The organism is Sedimenticola hydrogenitrophicus, assembly GCF_025175675.1.
Classification (GTDB): domain Bacteria; phylum Pseudomonadota; class Gammaproteobacteria; order Chromatiales; family Chromatiaceae; genus Sedimenticola; species Sedimenticola hydrogenitrophicus.
This window is the reverse complement of sequence record NZ_JANIOA010000007.1, coordinates 54,513-70,127: the sequence shown is the minus strand read 5'-3', so window position 1 is coordinate 70,127 and position 15,615 is coordinate 54,513. Positions and strand designations below refer to the sequence as shown.

Annotated in this window: 15 protein-coding genes; 9 read left to right on the top strand and 6 right to left on the bottom strand. The window is 60.4% G+C overall.

Annotated elements, in window-relative coordinates; all coding sequences use genetic code 11:
- Positions 1-300: 300 nt before the first annotated feature.
- The 5 genes from NPX02_RS05860 to NPX02_RS05840 all read left to right on the top strand — a co-directional run bounded on the left by NPX02_RS05860 (position 301) and on the right by NPX02_RS05840 (position 4,716).
- Positions 301-1,086 (top strand): ABC transporter substrate-binding protein, encoded by a 786-nt coding sequence (locus NPX02_RS05860; protein WP_260292514.1) that lies wholly within the window; start codon positions 301-303, stop codon positions 1,084-1,086.
- Positions 1,083-2,090 (top strand): FecCD family ABC transporter permease, encoded by a 1,008-nt coding sequence (locus NPX02_RS05855; RefSeq protein WP_260292513.1) that lies wholly within the window; start codon positions 1,083-1,085, stop codon positions 2,088-2,090. The genes NPX02_RS05860 and NPX02_RS05855 overlap by 4 nt, the downstream gene beginning before the upstream one ends.
- Entirely contained in the window at positions 2,087-2,866 is a 780-nt protein-coding gene (locus tag NPX02_RS05850) for an ABC transporter ATP-binding protein (RefSeq protein ID WP_260292512.1), read from the top strand. Before NPX02_RS05855 ends, NPX02_RS05850 begins: the two co-directional genes overlap by 4 nt.
- A 30-nt stretch (positions 2,867-2,896) precedes the next feature.
- A complete protein-coding gene (locus tag NPX02_RS05845; protein WP_260292511.1) occupies positions 2,897-3,613 on the top strand; it encodes a 16S rRNA (uracil(1498)-N(3))-methyltransferase in 717 nt (238 codons plus the stop codon).
- Between the two features lie 464 nt (positions 3,614-4,077).
- On the top strand, positions 4,078-4,716 hold the full coding sequence (locus NPX02_RS05840) for a LysE family translocator (protein WP_260292509.1): 639 nt from the start codon (positions 4,078-4,080) through the stop codon (positions 4,714-4,716).
- Between the two features lie 306 nt (positions 4,717-5,022).
- Here the strand turns inward: NPX02_RS05840 and NPX02_RS05835 are convergent, their stop codons facing one another.
- Entirely contained in the window at positions 5,023-5,268 is a 246-nt protein-coding gene (locus tag NPX02_RS05835) for a hypothetical protein (protein ID WP_260292507.1), read from the bottom strand.
- A 389-nt stretch (positions 5,269-5,657) separates the two neighbouring features.
- Between NPX02_RS05835 and NPX02_RS05830 the strand changes: the two genes are divergently transcribed.
- The gene (locus NPX02_RS05830; protein WP_260292506.1) at positions 5,658-7,607 is read left to right on the top strand and encodes a methyl-accepting chemotaxis protein; all 1,950 of its coding nucleotides are present in this window, start codon (positions 5,658-5,660) and stop codon (positions 7,605-7,607) included.
- 36 nt (positions 7,608-7,643) lie between these two features.
- On the opposite strand, the gene NPX02_RS05825 is transcribed toward NPX02_RS05830, so the two are convergent.
- Together NPX02_RS05825 and NPX02_RS05820 are read right to left on the bottom strand one after the other, a co-directional pair.
- Positions 7,644-9,005, bottom strand: coding sequence for an ATP-binding protein (locus NPX02_RS05825; RefSeq protein ID WP_260292505.1), 1,362 nt, complete (start codon positions 9,003-9,005; stop codon positions 7,644-7,646).
- On the bottom strand, positions 8,998-9,672 hold the full coding sequence (locus tag NPX02_RS05820) for a response regulator (protein ID WP_260292504.1): 675 nt from the start codon (positions 9,670-9,672) through the stop codon (positions 8,998-9,000). Before NPX02_RS05820 ends, NPX02_RS05825 begins: the two co-directional genes overlap by 8 nt.
- Positions 9,673-9,801: 129 nt before the next feature.
- On the opposite strand from NPX02_RS05820, the gene NPX02_RS05815 reads away from it, so the two are divergent.
- Both NPX02_RS05815 and NPX02_RS05810 read left to right on the top strand, forming a co-directional pair.
- A complete protein-coding gene (locus NPX02_RS05815; protein ID WP_260292503.1) occupies positions 9,802-11,733 on the top strand; it encodes an LTA synthase family protein in 1,932 nt (643 codons plus the stop codon).
- A complete protein-coding gene (locus NPX02_RS05810) occupies positions 11,730-12,503 on the top strand; it encodes a phosphatase PAP2 family protein (protein ID WP_260292502.1) in 774 nt (257 codons plus the stop codon). The genes NPX02_RS05815 and NPX02_RS05810 overlap by 4 nt, the downstream gene beginning before the upstream one ends.
- On the opposite strand, the gene NPX02_RS05805 is transcribed toward NPX02_RS05810, so the two are convergent.
- Positions 12,487-12,834: a hypothetical protein gene (locus NPX02_RS05805; protein WP_260292501.1), complete on the bottom strand. Its 348-nt coding sequence runs from the start codon at positions 12,832-12,834 to the stop codon at positions 12,487-12,489. The two genes, NPX02_RS05810 and NPX02_RS05805, sit on opposite strands and share 17 nt — an antisense overlap.
- A gap of 247 nt (positions 12,835-13,081) precedes the next feature.
- Here NPX02_RS05805 and NPX02_RS05800 point away from each other — a divergent pair, with 247 nt between their 5' ends.
- Entirely contained in the window at positions 13,082-13,399 is a 318-nt protein-coding gene (locus tag NPX02_RS05800; RefSeq protein ID WP_260292500.1) for a DUF1244 domain-containing protein, read from the top strand.
- Positions 13,400-13,665: 266 nt separating this feature from the next.
- Here NPX02_RS05800 and NPX02_RS05795 read toward each other — a convergent pair whose 3' ends face one another.
- Together NPX02_RS05795 and NPX02_RS05790 are read right to left on the bottom strand one after the other, a co-directional pair.
- Positions 13,666-14,028 carry a sulfur globule family protein gene (locus NPX02_RS05795; protein ID WP_260292499.1) on the bottom strand — a complete coding sequence of 121 codons (363 nt, stop codon included), beginning with the start codon at positions 14,026-14,028 and terminating at the stop codon, positions 13,666-13,668.
- Positions 14,029-14,423: 395 nt separating this feature from the next.
- Positions 14,424-15,596 carry a sulfur reduction protein DsrS gene (locus NPX02_RS05790; RefSeq protein WP_260292498.1) on the bottom strand — a complete coding sequence of 391 codons (1,173 nt, stop codon included), beginning with the start codon at positions 15,594-15,596 and terminating at the stop codon, positions 14,424-14,426.
- Between the last annotated feature and the right edge of the window lie 19 nt (positions 15,597-15,615).

Genomic DNA, 15,615 nt, shown 5'->3' with positions numbered 1-15,615 from the left:
ATGGCACCGTGTGCGCGCCGTAATCCACCGTTTGGCGGTCGGGGAGTCGGTGGGTTACGCGGCGCCTGGGCGTCGTCATGGTGTGGAAGTGTCGTGCCTGTGCGCCGCTAACCCACCCTACGGTTCTGCCCGTTGATATATCTTGCAACGATGCCAAGAACGCCAAGATTTATTGCGCATTTTCTTTGCGATCTTGGCGTCTTTGCGAGAGTATTCTTTTAACGAATTCGGCAAATTTGGATGGGTAGTCAGGAAACAATATTGCACCGGGGATTACTCACTTGTCTGTTATTGATCGGTATGATCTCGACGGTCGGCGGCAGCGAACATCCCCGCCGCGTCGTCTCCGTCAATCTCTGCACCGACCAGTTGCTGTTGATGCTGGGCGAACCCGAGCAGATCGCCTCGGTCAGCCACCTGGCGCTGGAACCCAACAGCTCTTACATGGCGCGGCAGGCCGGGAGCTACCCGATCAACCACGGCAAGGCGGAGGAGATCCTGGCCCTGAAGCCGGACCTGATCGTTGCCGGGGCCTATACCGACCGGTCGCTGATCGCGCTGTTGAAGAAACTCGGTTACCGGGTGGAGCAGTTTCCGCTCTCATCCAATATTGGCGATATACGTGACAACATCCGACTGATGGCCCGACTGATCGGCAGGGAAACAGAGGGGGAGGCGCTGGTCACTGGCATGGACCGGCGACTGGAACGGGTCAGGCAGCATCGACCTGCCGTACCTCCCAGGGCGGCGTTCTATCAGCCCAACGGCTATACCGGGGGCATCGACACCCTGCAGCACAGCGCTCTGGAGCTGGCCGGCTGGGAGAATATCGCCGCCTCGGAGGGGGTGGTCGGTTATGGCACGATCGATCTGGAGCGGCTGGTACTGGCGCGGCCGGAACAGCTGTTCACCTCCTCCTATGCCCCCGGCACCCGTTCCCGGGGACAAGACCAGCTGGAACATCCCGTGCTGCGGCGGCTGACCCGGGGCCGGGCGCCGGTCGAGGTGGGGTACAAGTACTGGATCTGCGGTGGACCGATGATTGCCGACGCCGTGGAGATACTGCACCGGAGCCTGCCTCGATGACCCCTCTGCTGAAACTGCATCAGGGGACCCTGGCGGCGATCCTGGGGAGTCTGGTCTGTCTGCTGTTTGTCGTCTCCCTGTTTATCGGTTCCAATCCCTTGCCGGTGTGGCAGGCGGCGCGCGAGAGCCTGCTGGATACGCCCACCGTGATCGGTCTGATCTTCAGCGAGATCCGCCTGCCGCGGGCATTGATCGCGCTGTTTACCGGGGCCACCCTGGGGCTGGCCGGTGCCGCCATGCAGGGGTTGTTGCGCAATCCGCTGGCCAGTCCGGGGCTGATCGGCAGTGCCAGCGGCGCCGCGCTGGGGGCGGTGGGGATGCTCTATTTCGGTTTCGGTACCCTGTTGCCGCTGGCGGTGCCGATGGGTGGCATGGCCGGTGCGCTGCTGGCCACCTTCCTGGTCTACCTGATGGCCGGTCGCGAGGCCGGTTCCCTAACCCTGATCCTGGCGGGCGTGGCCATCAATGCCCTGGCCCTGGCGATGATCTCGCTGCTGTTGAATCTGGCGCCCAGTCCTTATGCGGTGCGCGAGATCGTGCTCTGGATGATGGGTTCCATCGCCAATCACAGCATGCACGATTTCTGGGTCCTGCTGCCCGGGGTCCTGCTGGGCTGGCTGATGCTGCTGGGTACCGGGCGCGCCCTGGATGCGCTGACCCTGGGGGAGGAGACGGCGAGCACCATGGGCATCTCGCTGATCGGGCTGCGCTGGCGCATCTTTCTGGCGGTGGCGCTGTCGGTGGGCTCGGCGGTCTCGATTACCGGTTCCATCGGTTTTGTCGGCCTGGTGGTGCCCCATCTGCTGCGGCCGCTGGTCGGTTACCAGCCCTCGCGACTGCTGCTCGGCAGCGCCCTGGGCGGTGCCGCGCTGCTGCTGGCAGCGGATATCGCCACCCGGCTGTTTCCGGCCGGTACCGACATCAAGGTGGGCGTGCTGACGTCCCTGGTGGGGGCGCCGTTCTTCCTCTATCTTATCCTCAAGAGCCGGCGCTACCAGCTATGAACAGGCTGCACGGTACCCATCTGACCGTTGCCCTGGGCGGGGCCTCTATCCTCAAGGGGGTCGACTTCAATCTGCAGGCGGGGGAGATGCTGGGACTGATCGGTCCCAACGGCGCCGGCAAGACCACGCTGCTGCGGGTCTTGGCCGGCCTGCTGGAACCCCGCTCGGGAAGCTTGCGCTGGGAGGAGTCGGACTATCTGCAGCTGCCGCCCCGGGAGCGCGCCAAGCGGCTCTCCTACCTGGCCCAGAACGGCACCGCCCACTGGCCCATGAGCGTGGAGCGGCTGGTCGCCCTGGGACGCCTGCCCCATCTCTCCGACTGGCAGCGGCCCGGAGCGGGGGACGCGACCCTGATCGACCAGGTGATGGTCGAGACCGACCTGAGCCACTTCCGGGAACGTCAGTTCAACACCCTCTCCGGGGGCGAGCGTTCCCGGGTACTGCTGGCCCGCGCCCTGGTGGCAGAGCCCCAAGTGCTGCTGGCGGACGAGCCGGTCGCCGCCCTGGACCTGGCCCACCAGATCGAGGTGATGTCGCTGTTGCAATGTTATTGCCGCAAGGGCGGGGCGGTGGTGGTGGTATTGCATGACCTGCGCCTGGCGGCCCACTATTGCGACCGCCTGATGTTGCTGGTGGGGGGCGAAACCCTGGCCGAGGGGAGTCCCGGGTCGGTGCTGACCGGGGAGAACATGGCGCGCGCCTTCGGGGTGCGTCTCAACCCTCAGGCCACCTCGATCGCCGACACCCTGAAGCTGCCCTGGGAGTTAAGCCGGTGAACGGCCTGACTCCGACCCCGATGTCCCCCGATGAACCTGCTGCTGCTCAAACCGGAGGACCTGACGGAGACCGACATCGCGGTGATCCGCGATCACCGGCTGCGGCATGTCATCGAGGTGCACCGTGCCCACCCGGGCGACACCCTCAAGGTGGGGCTGCTCGACGGCAACATGGGGCAGGCCGAGATCCTGGTCCTGGATCGACAGCAGGCGACCCTGCGGCTGACGCTGACCGAACCGCCTCCCGAGGCGCTGCCGCTGACCCTGGTCCTGGCCCTGCCGCGACCCAAGATGCTGCGCCGCTGCCTGCGCATGGTGGCGGAACTCGGCATCAAACGGCTTTACCTGATCCACAGCTTCCGGGTGGAGAAGAGCTACTGGCAGAGCCCCCTGCTGAGGGACGGGGAGATACACCAGAGCCTGCTGGAGGGGCTGGAGCAGGCGAAGGATACCCGCCTGCCACGGATCGTTATCAGGCGACGCTTCAAGCCTTTCGTCGAGGATGAACTGCCCGCACTGCTGCTAGGCCACCAGGGCCTGGTGGCCCATCCCTATACCGCCACCGCCGGCGAGCTGCTGCTACCGCCGCCGCAGCCGCTGGTGATCTGCATCGGACCCGAAGGGGGGTTCATCCCCTACGAGGTGGAGAAGCTGCTTGCGGCCGGCTGCCTGCCGCTGGACCTGGGCGAGCGGATCTATCGGGTGGAGACGGTGCTGCCGCTGCTGGTGGGGCGCCTGTTCCGGTGATTCTGATCGAAATAGGTTCCTAATTAGAAAGAAAGGTCGGCCAAGTTCCGTCATTCCCGCAGAAGCGGGAACCGCAACCCGAGGTGCCCGCTTCCCGGATTCCGCCGTCGCAGGCGCATACCACCCTTGCTGTTTGGGTGGCCACGGCTCCATCCGGGCTACGGCACTTGGTCATAGGGCGCCCAGTGGACGCCGACGGCCCGCCCTATGGATAGTTTGTAGCCTGGATGGAGCCCATACCATGGAACCGGACAGAGGCACGGCCCCGAATGGGCGGAATCCGGGGCAGTGGATCGAGCCCACTTCCCGTCTTCGCGGGAATGGCGGGCGCGGATGCTCCGCTCCGATTCGCGTAGCTGACGTTCATTGCTAATCAGGAATAGGTTTGTATCAGATGCAACTGTTCATGCTAGAATATCAGTCGGTTTTATTTCACATAACTGTTTGAATTAATAATATATTGTATGTTTTTCGACAGCTATCTCTGGGCCTACCTGCTGGCCATCACCCTGCTTACGGTATCGCCCGGCGTGGATACCCTGCTGGTGATCAGAAATACCGTACGTGGCGGCTTCCGGGACGGGGTTTTGACCAGTTTCGCCATCTGTCTCGGCCTGTTCGTGCATGCGGCGGTCTCCGCCGGGGGGATCTCGCTCATCCTCATGCAGTCGGCCTGGGCGTTTTCGCTGCTCAAGCTGGCCGGCGCCTGCTATCTGGTCTGGCTCGGCGGCAGGAGCCTCTACGCCGCTTATCGCGGGGTGAGCGGTCTGAAGCTGGAGGAGGGGCGGATCCGGCACCGCCGGGTGTCCGCCTGGACCTCGCTGCGCGAGGGATTTCTCTCCAATGTACTGAACCCCAAGACAGTCGTCTTCTACATGGCGTTCCTGCCCCAGTTCATCCAGCCGACCGATCCGGCCCTGGTCAAATCCCTGTTCCTGGCCGGGCTGCATTTTGTCATTGCCAATATCTGGCAGCTGATCCTGGTGCTGATGGTGCGGCGGGCCTTCAACTGGCTCTCGCGTCCGCGGGTCGGGCGCACCTTCGACAGCCTGACCGGAACGGTCATGGTCTTCTTCGGTGTTCGGCTCGGATTTGATTCCTAGCCATCACTCCGTTTCAGTAATTCTAAATTTGACGAGGCTTAACCTCAGCATCTCTCGGCAAGGATTTATTTTTAGCCGCATATGAACGGGAATTAATTTACCGCAACCCTCTCCGGCGGTTTGGTGGTGCTAGAGGGGTGGGGCATTACGGACCAATTAATTGACACCGGGCATATTGGCTGGGTCGGACCCTGGAGAACCACGGATTCACACAGATAATCACGGATTCAGAATTCTGATCTCCTATCTGTGTGAATCTGTGTCCATCCGTGGTTCCTTACTAACCGGACTGGGATAACTAAACGGCTACAGCCACTCGATCAGGTAGTAGAGACGGAAACCCTCGGATGACCGGGAGGGACCGTAGACTAGCGCCGGATAGCGCTGTTGCGCCACATCCGCTCGGGTGATGGCACTGGCGTGGGAATCCATGATCTCGACACAGTTCTCCGGGAAGCGGGCGCGCTTTTTCCCCGGCACATAGATCACCGCATAGTGTTTTTCTACCACCGAGCTTTCCGGGTCGGTGCCGTGGGTTCTTGGGAAATCCATAAGTTGACCGCCAGTTCCGCTCGACCGGCTGAGCTTAACCCGATCCGAAACCGATGAACAATCAGTGCGGCTAATCCCCGGATAGTGCCGGTGGATCATTCGCGGCGGATACCCTTTCGTGGAACGGGTCACAACGGCGGGGTCGGAGTCAAGCCGCCCTGTCACCGGGGAGAAGTTCGCCGGGGTGGACGGCTGACTCCGACCCCGGTGTGATTTTACCTTTGTTACTAAAGGATCAAGCCTCCGGGTCGATACATCAGGGAGTGCTAATTTGTCCTCCGGGTGAGCGTGGGGTGGTTGTTCGGGATTCCCCCACACCGCCAGTTCGGGAACCGACATCGCCACCCGGTTGGCATCAATGGAAATATTCAATTGTCTGGAATTTTCTCATGCGTGAGTCCATAACCTACCTCATCCGCTGGCTGTTATCCGCTATCGGTATCCGCTCCATCAACAGCCAATTTCTGTTCTCTTATATCCTGATCTTCCTCTGCGCACTCATCTCGGTGGTCACTATCTATCTGAGCCTGGGGGTCAACTCCAGCTCCATTGATGTGGCGGGAAGGCAGCGGATGCTGAGTCAGCGGCTGGCCAAAGAGGCGATCCTGGTAGCGCAGCAGGTCGAGAGTCGTGAGGTGATGGAGAAGACCATCACGCTGTTCGAGTCCTCTCACCGGGCGCTGCTTGACGGCGATGGCGCGCTAAATATTCTACCGGTCAAGGATGCCGGAATTCTCCAGCAACTCCAGCTGGTGGAGCAGCTCTGGTCAGGCTACAAACAGGTGATCACCAGCTACGCCGCCAGCCCCGACCAGGCCGGCCTGGAGGCGATCCAGAAACAGTCCGTGCAGGTGTTGAAGGAGATGAACAAGGCGGTTGGGATGATGGCGACAGAGGCCAATGACGCGGTCGCCCTGCAACAGACCATCGCCTTTATCATGACGTCAGTCATTCTGCTGCTGGTGGTACTGGGCCGGGTGTTCGGTATGACGGTACTGATGAATGAGATTGATCACCTGCGCAGCCATCTGGGCGAAGTGAGCAAGGGCGATTTCTCGAAACCGCTCGCCTGTCTGGATGATAAAAATGAGATCGGCCAGGCCTACGCTGCCTACAACAACATGCTGCAGCAGGTGGGGCAGATGATCAAGGGGGTGTGCCAGGTTGCCGACCAGATAGGCCATGCGACTGTCACGGCGACCGAGACACTGGACCAAACCGACCAGGGGGTTACCCAACAGCAGCAGGAGATTACCCAGATTGCCACCGCGATCAATGAAATCAGCATGACTGTGCAGGAGGTAGCGCGCAATACCGGCCAGGCGGCCGAGGCGGCCGCACAGGCGGACCGGGAGGCAAGGACCGGACAGACCATTGTCAATCATACCCGTGATGGCATCCAGAACATGGCCAAACAGGTGGAGGAAGCCGCTTCTACAATCAATGTGCTGGAGAGCGATACCCAGCAGGTAGGGCAGGTACTCGAGGTGATTACCAGCATAGCCGAACAGACCAACCTGCTGGCCTTGAATGCCGCCATCGAGGCGGCCCGGGCCGGTGATCAGGGGCGGGGCTTTGCCGTGGTGGCGGATGAGGTCCGTACCCTGGCGCAGCGCACCCAGGAGTCTACCGGCAAGATACGCGGTATCATTGAACGGCTGCAGAATCAGGCCGCGGTGTCGGTCAAGGCGATTGGCAAGAGTAGCGAAATTGCCCATCAGAGCGTCGAACAGACCGAAAAGGCCGGGGATGCCCTGGAGAAGATCGTCGGCATGGTGACCACGATCCGCGACATGAGTACCCAGATCGCCACGGCTATTGAACAACAGAGCCAGGTGACCGCCGAGGTGGACCGCTCTATTGTCAGTATTGCCGAGGTTGCCGAGAATACCCGCCTGGCGGCGCGCCAGACCGTCAACTCCAACTCGCGTATCAGTGAAGAGATACAACAGTTGAACCACGTCATGTCCCAGTTCAATACCCGGGCCGGGGTGGATCTATCGGTTGCCAAGGCGGCACACCTGGCCTGGAAGGGACGTCTGCGCGCCTATCTGGACGGCGAGGGTATGCTGACCGAAAAGGAGGCGGTCTCACATCATGACTGTGTTTTCGGCAAGTGGTATTACAGCGACGGCCTGAAGAACTATGGCCAGTTGCCGGTGTTGAAGCAGATCGAGGCCCCGCATGCCGAACTGCACCAGACGATCAGAAACATCGTCGCGGCCAAAGAGGCGGGACGGGAGGGGGATGCCCAGATGCTGTTTACCCGGGTTGAGCCGCTGTCCCAACAGATCGTCGGCCTGATTGACCGGCTCGAACAGGAGATCAATGGTCGTTGATACCACAAGTATCGGTCAAAACTCTGGGCATGTGGCTCAGGCGGTGGCGGGTTTAAACACAACCCCGATGCGGAAGCCCCCGCCAGGCACGCTGTAATCCACCTCGATCTCGGCATCGTGTATCTCCGCGATGCGCTTGACAATGGAAAGCCCCAATCCACTGCCGCTGGCGCTGCCATGATCCCCGCGGCGGAAACGTTGGAACATCAGATCCAGCGCCTGCCGGGAGATGCCCGCGCCCGAATCCCACACCTCCAACCGCACCCGGTCGTCATGCTCGGTGACGCGGATACCGGCCCTACCCGGGGCGGGGGTGTATTTGATGGCGTTTTCCAACAGGTTTCGCAGCATGATCTGCAGCATGGTCGGCTCGCCGTTAATCCGGTGCCCGGGCTGGTCGGTATCCAGGGTCAAGTCGATCCGCTGTTGTTCGGCCGGTTCCCGCAGGCCGGCGATCACCTCCCCGGCAAGCCTGACCAGGTCGACCGGCCGAAACGTCAGCGTGGTGGCGCTCTCCCGGTCGGCCCGCGCCAGGGTCAGCAACTGATTGACCAGGTGGGTGGTTCGGTCGACCCCCTCCAGCGCCTTGTTCATCGCCTTGGTCTTTTGCCGCTCATCCGTGGCGCGCAACGCAACCTGCAACTGTACCTTGAGACCGGCCAGCGGGGTCCGCAGCTCATGGGCCGCATCCGCGGTAAAGCGTCGCTCATTTTCAATCGCCCGGTCGAGTCGTTCCAGCAGCCGGTTGAGTGCGATGATCAGCGGTGCGACCTCGGCCGGTGCGTCATCGATATTGAAGGGGCGGAGCGAGCGTGGATTCATCGCCCCAGCCTCGCTCACCAGTTGATTCAACGGCCTGAGACTGCGACTGATGCCCAGCCAGATAAACAGGCCCAGTAACGGCAGAATCAGCATAATGACCGAAAGTGTGTCCTTGACCAGATAGGCGACCAGCTCCTCGCGGGCCTGCAACTTCTGCGCGGTATGGACCACCAGCCCGGTCTCCCCGTCGCTGAGGGTGAATACCCGCCATTTCTTTCCGTCGGAGGTGTAATCGCTGAAACCCTCGGGCAGCACGGTGAGGAAATCAGGGGCATCCTTCGACTGGATAATGAGGCCACCCAGTTTTGCCACGAAGGCGATATTCAGTTCATAGGTGTGTGGAAAACTGTCGCTCAGTTCAATGTTGCGAACCAACTCGACCTCGCCCTCCTTGATCTCCTGTTGCAGGAGCCCGAACAGGATGCGGGCGTTCTGCGCGAGACTGGCGTCGTAGATCTCCTCCAGCTCATGGGTCGTGTCCTCGTTGACCAGGATAAAAATACCGAGCCAGGTGATGCCGATCAGCCCGATCAGGCTGAGCAGCAGGCGTTTGCGGATGGAAACCTGCCTAGCCATCGCAATCACTGGATTTCGGTATCATGTAGCCCACCCCGCGGACGGTCTGGATGGTGGACTTGCCCAGCTTCTTGCGCAGGTGGTGTATATAGACCTCGATGGCATTGCTCTCCACCCCGTCGTCCCAGCCGTACAACGCCTCTTCCAGACGCTGCCGGGACAGCACCTGGCCGCTGTTCATCAACAGCGCTTCCAGGATGGCATATTCCCGCGCGGTACAGCTCACCGGCTGGTCATCGAGCAGTACGGCGCGGCCGGCCGGATCCAGGGTGACAGCGCCATGCCTGAGCAGGGGGGTGGAGCGCCCGGCGCGGCGGCGCGCGATGGCGCGCAGGCGTGCCGCCAGTTCCTCCAGGTCGAAGGGCTTGGGCAGATAGTCGTCGGCACCGGAATCCAGCCCCAGGACACGGTCGTTCAGGCTGTCCCGCGCCGTCAGCAGCAGGACCGGAATCGGATTGTTCTGCTGGCGGATCTTGCGCAGCAGGGTCAGGCCGTCCTGGCCCGGGAGCGAGATATCCAGGATCACCAGATCCAGAGAGGGGTCCCGCAGGGCGATTTCCGCCTGGTTGCCGTCGGTTATCCAGTCGACGGTGTAGCCCATCTGCTCCAGGGCGACGTTTAGTCCGTCGCCCAGTAGTTGATCGTCCTCTACCAATAATACCCGCATGCTTCCACTCTGCTCTTGCTGTGACCCGGTGAGGTGCCATTAAGCGACAGTCGGCTTAAGTTTTCCTTAATCTTTTGCAAGTAGTCTCGCCGCACCGGATCCATGATTTTTACACTGGGATAAGTTCTGATGCAGCTACGACTCTCCAACAGCCGTTATGCGTTGATCGGCTATGTGCTATCAATCGCACTGATCTATTTTTTTCTCACCCGCACCCTGTTGCTGGTGGCGGCGTTCCCCGAAGCCGACTTGTCGATCATAGCATTTCTGAAGGTCTACCTGCTGGGTGTGATATACGATCTGGCATTCTACGGCTATGCGCTGATACCGGTCACCCTGTATCTGCTGCTGGTGCCGGAGAGGCTCTGGAAAACAGGTCTGAACCGCGGTTTTGTGCGATTGGCGATCTTCGCGACCATCTACGGCCTCGGCTTTATCCTGGCGGCGGAGTTGCTGTTCTGGGATGAGTTCAGTGTCCGTTTCAATTTCATCTCCGTGGATTACCTGGTATATCGGCGCGAAGTCACGGATAACATCCGCGAATCCTATCCGTTGCCGCTCTACCTCAGTGCCATCCTGCTTGTGACCCTGTTTGTCTACTGGCTGGTGGTCGACAAGATCAAGGTCGCCCTGGATGTACGGGAGCCATTCCGGCAGCGGCTGACCCATGCCGGCGGACTGATGCTGCTGCCGGTGGTGAGTTTTCTGCTGGTTAACCAGGATCTGCGCGAGCTGTCCAATAACAGTTATCAGAATGAATTGGCCAGCAACGGCCCCTATCAGTTCATCGCGGCGTTCAAGAACAATGAGCTGGATTATTACAAGTTCTACCAGACCCTGCCCGACGCCACGGCCGCTGCACTCCTGCAGAAAGAGATTTCCGCCGGGGAGGTGACCACATCCGGTTTTGATATCCGCCGGTCGATTGACAATCCGGGACGAGAGCGTCGTCTGAACATCTTTCTGGTGATGGTCGAGAGTCTGAGTGCCGATTACCTGCAGGTATTCGGCAATAGCGAGCGCCTGACGCCCAATCTGGACCGATTGGCCGCGGACTCCATGTTGTTCACCAACCTGTATGCCACCGGTACCCGGACCACCCGCGGATTGGAAGCGGTGACCCTGTCCATCCCACCCACCCCGGGGCGTTCCATTGTCAAGCGCGTCGGGCACGAGACCAATCTCTGGTCGATCGGCAATGTGCTGAAATCGAAGGGCTACGATGTCCGGTTCATCTACGGCGGGCGCGGCTATTTCGAGAACATGAACGCCTTTTTTGCGGGCAACGGATACGGCATTATCGATCAGTCAAGTACCCCGGACAGCGAGATGGGCTTTACCAACGCCTGGGGGATGGCGGATGACGATCTCTATACCCAGGCCCTGAAGGCGGCGGATGCCGCCCATCAGGCGGACCAGCCGTTCTTTTTCCATCTCATGACCACGACAAACCACCGCCCTTACACCTATCCGGAAGGTCGTATCGACATGCCTTCCGGCAGTGGCCGCGCTGGTGCGGTGAAATATACCGACTGGGCGATCGGCGAGTTGCTGGAGAAGGCGCGGAACAAGCCCTGGTTCGGTGATACCCTGTTTGTCATCGTCGCGGACCACACCTCCGGCAGCGCCGGCAAGGTCGCCCTGCCGGTCAGCCAGTACCACATACCCATGCTGATCTACAGTCCGCAGCATATCCCGGCGCAGAGAGTGACCGCGCTGGCGAGCCAGATCGATGTGGCGCCGACCCTGCTGGCACTGCTGAACATGGATTATGAGTCGGCCTTCTTCGGCAAAAACATTCTCACCATGCGGCCTGCCGATGAGCGTGCCCTGATCGGCAACTACCAGAAGCTGGGCCTCTATACCGGGAACCGGTTGTCGATCCTCAGTCCGAAACAGCGCATGACTCAACAGCTCAACCCCACCGCAGCGGATCCACTTGAGATCAGCGTAACCGAGCCGGATACCGCAATTGAACGGGACATCGCCTACTACCAGGGCGCCAGCTACATCTACTCCCAGCACCTGAATGCCTGGGAGCCGCCGGCGCTTGCACGATGATACGACACGACGGCCGATTCTGGCGTAACCACCTGCTGCTGCCTTTGCTGCTGTTCATCCTGTTGGCGGGCCTGCTGGAGAGCGGCACACTCGATATTCAGCTGGCTGATCTTATCTATCAGGCGGGAGGGGGCGGCTGGACATTGCAGAACAGCACCTTGTTTTCGACCATACTGCATGATCAGGCCAAGATGCTGGTGAAGCTGCTCGCGGGCCTGCTGTTTGTGCTGGCGATACTCAGTCAGTTCATCGGGCGGATGCGGCCCTACCGCCGGGCGATCTGGTATCTGGCCCTGGTGATGCCCCTGTCCGGCCTGCTGGTCGGCATCGGCAAGGAGGTCACTCACGTCGACTGTCCCTGGGACCTGCTGCGCTATGGCGGCGAGCATCCCTACATCCGGCTGTTCGAACCGGATGCGGGTGGTTTCCGTTACGGCAAGTGCTTTCCGGCCGCCCATGCCGGAGCCGGCTATACCTTCCTGGCGCTCTATTTCTTTCTCGCCGTCGCGCGTCCTGAGTGGCGGGGTTATGGCCTGCTGTCCGGCCTCGTCCTGGGCCTGGTCTTCGGCTTAACCCAGCAACTGCGCGGTGCCCACTTTCTTTCCCACGACCTGTGGACCGCGGCGATCTGCTGGTTCAACAGCCTCGGCTGGTACTGGTTCGCCTTTGGCAGAAAACCGCGGCTTGCACCGGCGTCGCGGGGTGTCGCCAATGACCCGGAATGCGCGAGCACCGAATCATCGGCGAGCGTGGCTACCAGCGAAAAATGATGGCGCCGGAAGAGCGGCCGTAATCACGCCTGTAGCGGTAGTCAGGCTGGTAATGGGGCCTCGCGTAGTGCCTGTTGTAACCATAACGGTCATATGACCGGTGGCCCCAGTAGCGCTTGTCGAAGTGCTTGCGGGAGTCCCGGCGGCTATTCCAATTGCCGCGCGAATAGTAGCCCTTCCCGTGGACTTTCAAGGCCGCCGGTTGGTGCAAATACGACGGCTCCGCCAGTGTTTTGAAGTGATTTCCCTCGTGACGCTCTCCGGCCTGGACCTGGGTCAGGGCGGCCAGCGACAGGGAGGTGATAATCAATGCCTTGGTTAACAGTTTCATGGTGAACTTCCTCCAGGTTGGTTCTCCGGTACGCTTAAAGCCTAGCGCCCGCTGGCTGAATGCCGCCTGAATGGAGTAAGGGATATACTCAAATAAGCAAAAACCCTGTTTTTTCGCTTTTGTCAGGCATCGGTCGACGGGTTAGATTGGGTTTTTTTATGGGCTAAGAGCTGGTGAAAGAATAAGTTCCTGTATTCAGTGCTACGCAACTATTTTTTTGCGAGCCCTAAGGTGATCGGAGGCGATTATGAACGAACAGGACCGGATCAAGTTGGAGGCGGCCGCATTTCGCGGCCTGGTGGGGCATCTTCGCGAACGCAGCGACGTGCAGAACATCGACATCATGAACCTGGCCGGCTTCTGCCGGAACTGTCTCTCCAAGTGGTACAAGGCGGCGGCGGATGCCCAGGGTATCCCGCTGACCAAGGAGGAGTCGCTGCAGGCGATCTACGGTATGTCCTACGATGAGTGGAAGGAGAGGTACCAGCGGGAGGTGACCGAGGAGCAGATGGAGCGCTTCAATCAGACCAAACCGCTGCATGCCAAGATCAGCGGGCATGTGTGAACCTGTAGAGGCAGTGTCTGCGTTATAGGGTTGAACGGTTTTTCGACTATGGCGATGCCGAGGCCTATAAACTGCGACTGCAGAGCCTGCGCCGGCAGTGGAACGATGAGGATCGGGATAACGGGTGATTCAATTTCCCGGAGCCCCTTGTCGGGACTCCGGAAAACCGAATCTTTGCACAGCCTTAAACTTCACTTTCAGGCCGGGCACATCCTGTGCGGTAAAACGTCCTCGGGTTTTGGATCAACGGGTGATCCGCCAGCCGTTTACTGGGCAGCAGGAGCCTGCGGCGCTACCGGAGCAACAGGCGCCGGGTAACCGTAGGGTGCGCCATAGGGTGCGCCGTAACCCTGGGGTGCGCCGTAACCGTAAGGTGCCTGGCCATAGCCGTAAGGAGCGCCGTAACCGTAAGGTGCACCATAACCACCATAGTAGGGGTTGCCGTAGCCATAGCCGTTACCACGGGTGTAGGCATTGCTGCGACCACTGAAGTTCATGTTGAAATCACCGGTACCGTCACCCATACCGTCACCCATTCCATTCCAGGGACCGCCGCCCCACCAGGCAGATGCGGTGGCGGATGCGGACAACATGGCGACAACGGCAGCGATTTTTGCGAATTTGTTCATGGATATCTCTCCTGAAAAACCTTTATTAAGATTGTGTCTTCCTCTGTAAAGCGCTACAGCTCGCCTTAACTGAGAGTAAGAATATAAGAAAATACTAAAATAGTAAACAACAATTTAACAGGAATATGAATATTTTTTAACCCAAGTCTCGGAAAGGGGGGTGGCCCGCCCTGAGCAACGCTTTTTGAACTCCGAAACTTGAGTTTCTAATTTTGATGTGTTGGCGAGCAATCCGGGTGGAATATCTGGTAGTTGCAGGTCACGTTTAGCGCAGGCGTAACCCGACCAGTATAGAGCGCCCTGTGGGCGCCGTGGGTGTTCGTACCGATGTGGCGGCGGGCACGGCCCGCCCTCTGGGCAGACGCACCTTCGGGCTTATTCGCGTTTATTTACGTTCATTTGCGGCGCATATTTTTCCTGTGTGGGGTGGGGTCAGTGGGATTATCCACTTCAGTTCCAACACCCAACAGGTACCCGAGATTCCGCACCATGGGTTCCGAGACAGGCTGGAGCTTGTTACGCATCACCGAACCCACGGCGTCTGTCAGGCTGAGAATCGGGGTAAGCACGGCGTCATCCAGTTGGGCCAGGAACAGCATGGCGCGTATCTCCCTCCGCAGTTGCGGCAGGGTGTCCCACAGCTCATGCAGGGGGCCGTGGTCGGCAGCCAGCAGTGATTCGACCACAGCATCGATCTCGGCAATCTCCCGCAGCTCTTCCCGGCCCGCCCGAATAGTGGAGAAATAGTCGCCGACCGCCTTGAACAGGGCGCTGACCACATCCTGGTCGGCCGGGCGTGTCATCACGTCGATAGCCGTATGGGCGAAGGTCTGACCGCGGCTCTCCAGCAGCTTCTCCAGGAGTGCGGCGTAACGATTCCCCCGGTCCGCCATGCGCCTTAACAGGGGCTGATACGCTGACAGGTCACTGCGCGATTGCAACGGCTCCGGCAGTTCATCCGGTACAGTTTCCAGGAAGCCCACACGGTAGCTCTTTGACGAGCGACCGCGGTTCCAGAGCCGTTGTTTGATCGGTGCGTCGATCAGCCCCGGCTGCAGCACCAGACGCACGCTCTCCAGAATCTGCCGCGGTTCGGTCTCGAAGGGCAGGTGCTCCACCAGAAAGGCGGCCAGTGCTGCACCCAGCGGACCGGCTGCCACCGCCGGCTGTTCCAGCAGTCGCCTGGCGTACTCGGCCCGCGGTTCGCACCACCAGGCGAGGCGTGCCAGTTGGTCGGTCAGGTCCGGCGAACAGACCACCGCCATGACCGCCTCCGGCTCAGCCAGTTTCAGCAGGCTCGACAGACGGACACTTTCGACCTGGCCCATGCGGGTCCAGCGCTGTATATAGACGGGATAGCCACCGGGAGAGTTGAGCACGATGCCGGCCAACAGCTCGCGTACCTGCCTGAGATAGCGTTCCGGGTTGCCGTCGGGGTGCAGGGCCACCTTCATCTCCTGATCACCCTTGATGCCGTGCACCTCCATGCGGTTCTCGTCGATGCGAATCGCCTCGGTATTGACGACCAGCACGTTCAGGCGCAGCAGGTCCTCGTTGCTCAGTTCCATTGCCCGAAATCCCCCGCAG

Excerpts from the sequence above, each read along its gene's own strand:
- NPX02_RS05860 (WP_260292514.1), top strand. The coding sequence starts at position 301 with ATGATCTCGACGGTCGGCGGCAGCGAACATCCCCGCCGCGTCGTCTCC.
- NPX02_RS05855 (WP_260292513.1), top strand. The coding sequence starts at position 1,083 with ATGACCCCTCTGCTGAAACTGCATCAGGGGACCCTGGCGGCGATCCTG.
- NPX02_RS05850 (WP_260292512.1), top strand. The coding sequence starts at position 2,087 with ATGAACAGGCTGCACGGTACCCATCTGACCGTTGCCCTGGGCGGGGCC.
- NPX02_RS05845 (WP_260292511.1), top strand. The coding sequence starts at position 2,897 with ATGAACCTGCTGCTGCTCAAACCGGAGGACCTGACGGAGACCGACATC.
- NPX02_RS05840 (WP_260292509.1), top strand. The coding sequence starts at position 4,078 with ATGTTTTTCGACAGCTATCTCTGGGCCTACCTGCTGGCCATCACCCTG.
- NPX02_RS05835 (WP_260292507.1), bottom strand. The coding sequence starts at position 5,268 with ATGGATTTCCCAAGAACCCACGGCACCGACCCGGAAAGCTCGGTGGTA.
- NPX02_RS05830 (WP_260292506.1), top strand. The coding sequence starts at position 5,658 with ATGCGTGAGTCCATAACCTACCTCATCCGCTGGCTGTTATCCGCTATC.
- NPX02_RS05825 (WP_260292505.1), bottom strand. The coding sequence starts at position 9,005 with ATGGCTAGGCAGGTTTCCATCCGCAAACGCCTGCTGCTCAGCCTGATC.
- NPX02_RS05820 (WP_260292504.1), bottom strand. The coding sequence starts at position 9,672 with ATGCGGGTATTATTGGTAGAGGACGATCAACTACTGGGCGACGGACTA.
- NPX02_RS05815 (WP_260292503.1), top strand. The coding sequence starts at position 9,802 with ATGCAGCTACGACTCTCCAACAGCCGTTATGCGTTGATCGGCTATGTG.
- NPX02_RS05810 (WP_260292502.1), top strand. The coding sequence starts at position 11,730 with ATGATACGACACGACGGCCGATTCTGGCGTAACCACCTGCTGCTGCCT.
- NPX02_RS05805 (WP_260292501.1), bottom strand. The coding sequence starts at position 12,834 with ATGAAACTGTTAACCAAGGCATTGATTATCACCTCCCTGTCGCTGGCC.
- NPX02_RS05800 (WP_260292500.1), top strand. The coding sequence starts at position 13,082 with ATGAACGAACAGGACCGGATCAAGTTGGAGGCGGCCGCATTTCGCGGC.
- NPX02_RS05795 (WP_260292499.1), bottom strand. The coding sequence starts at position 14,028 with ATGAACAAATTCGCAAAAATCGCTGCCGTTGTCGCCATGTTGTCCGCA.
- NPX02_RS05790 (WP_260292498.1), bottom strand. The coding sequence starts at position 15,596 with ATGGAACTGAGCAACGAGGACCTGCTGCGCCTGAACGTGCTGGTCGTC.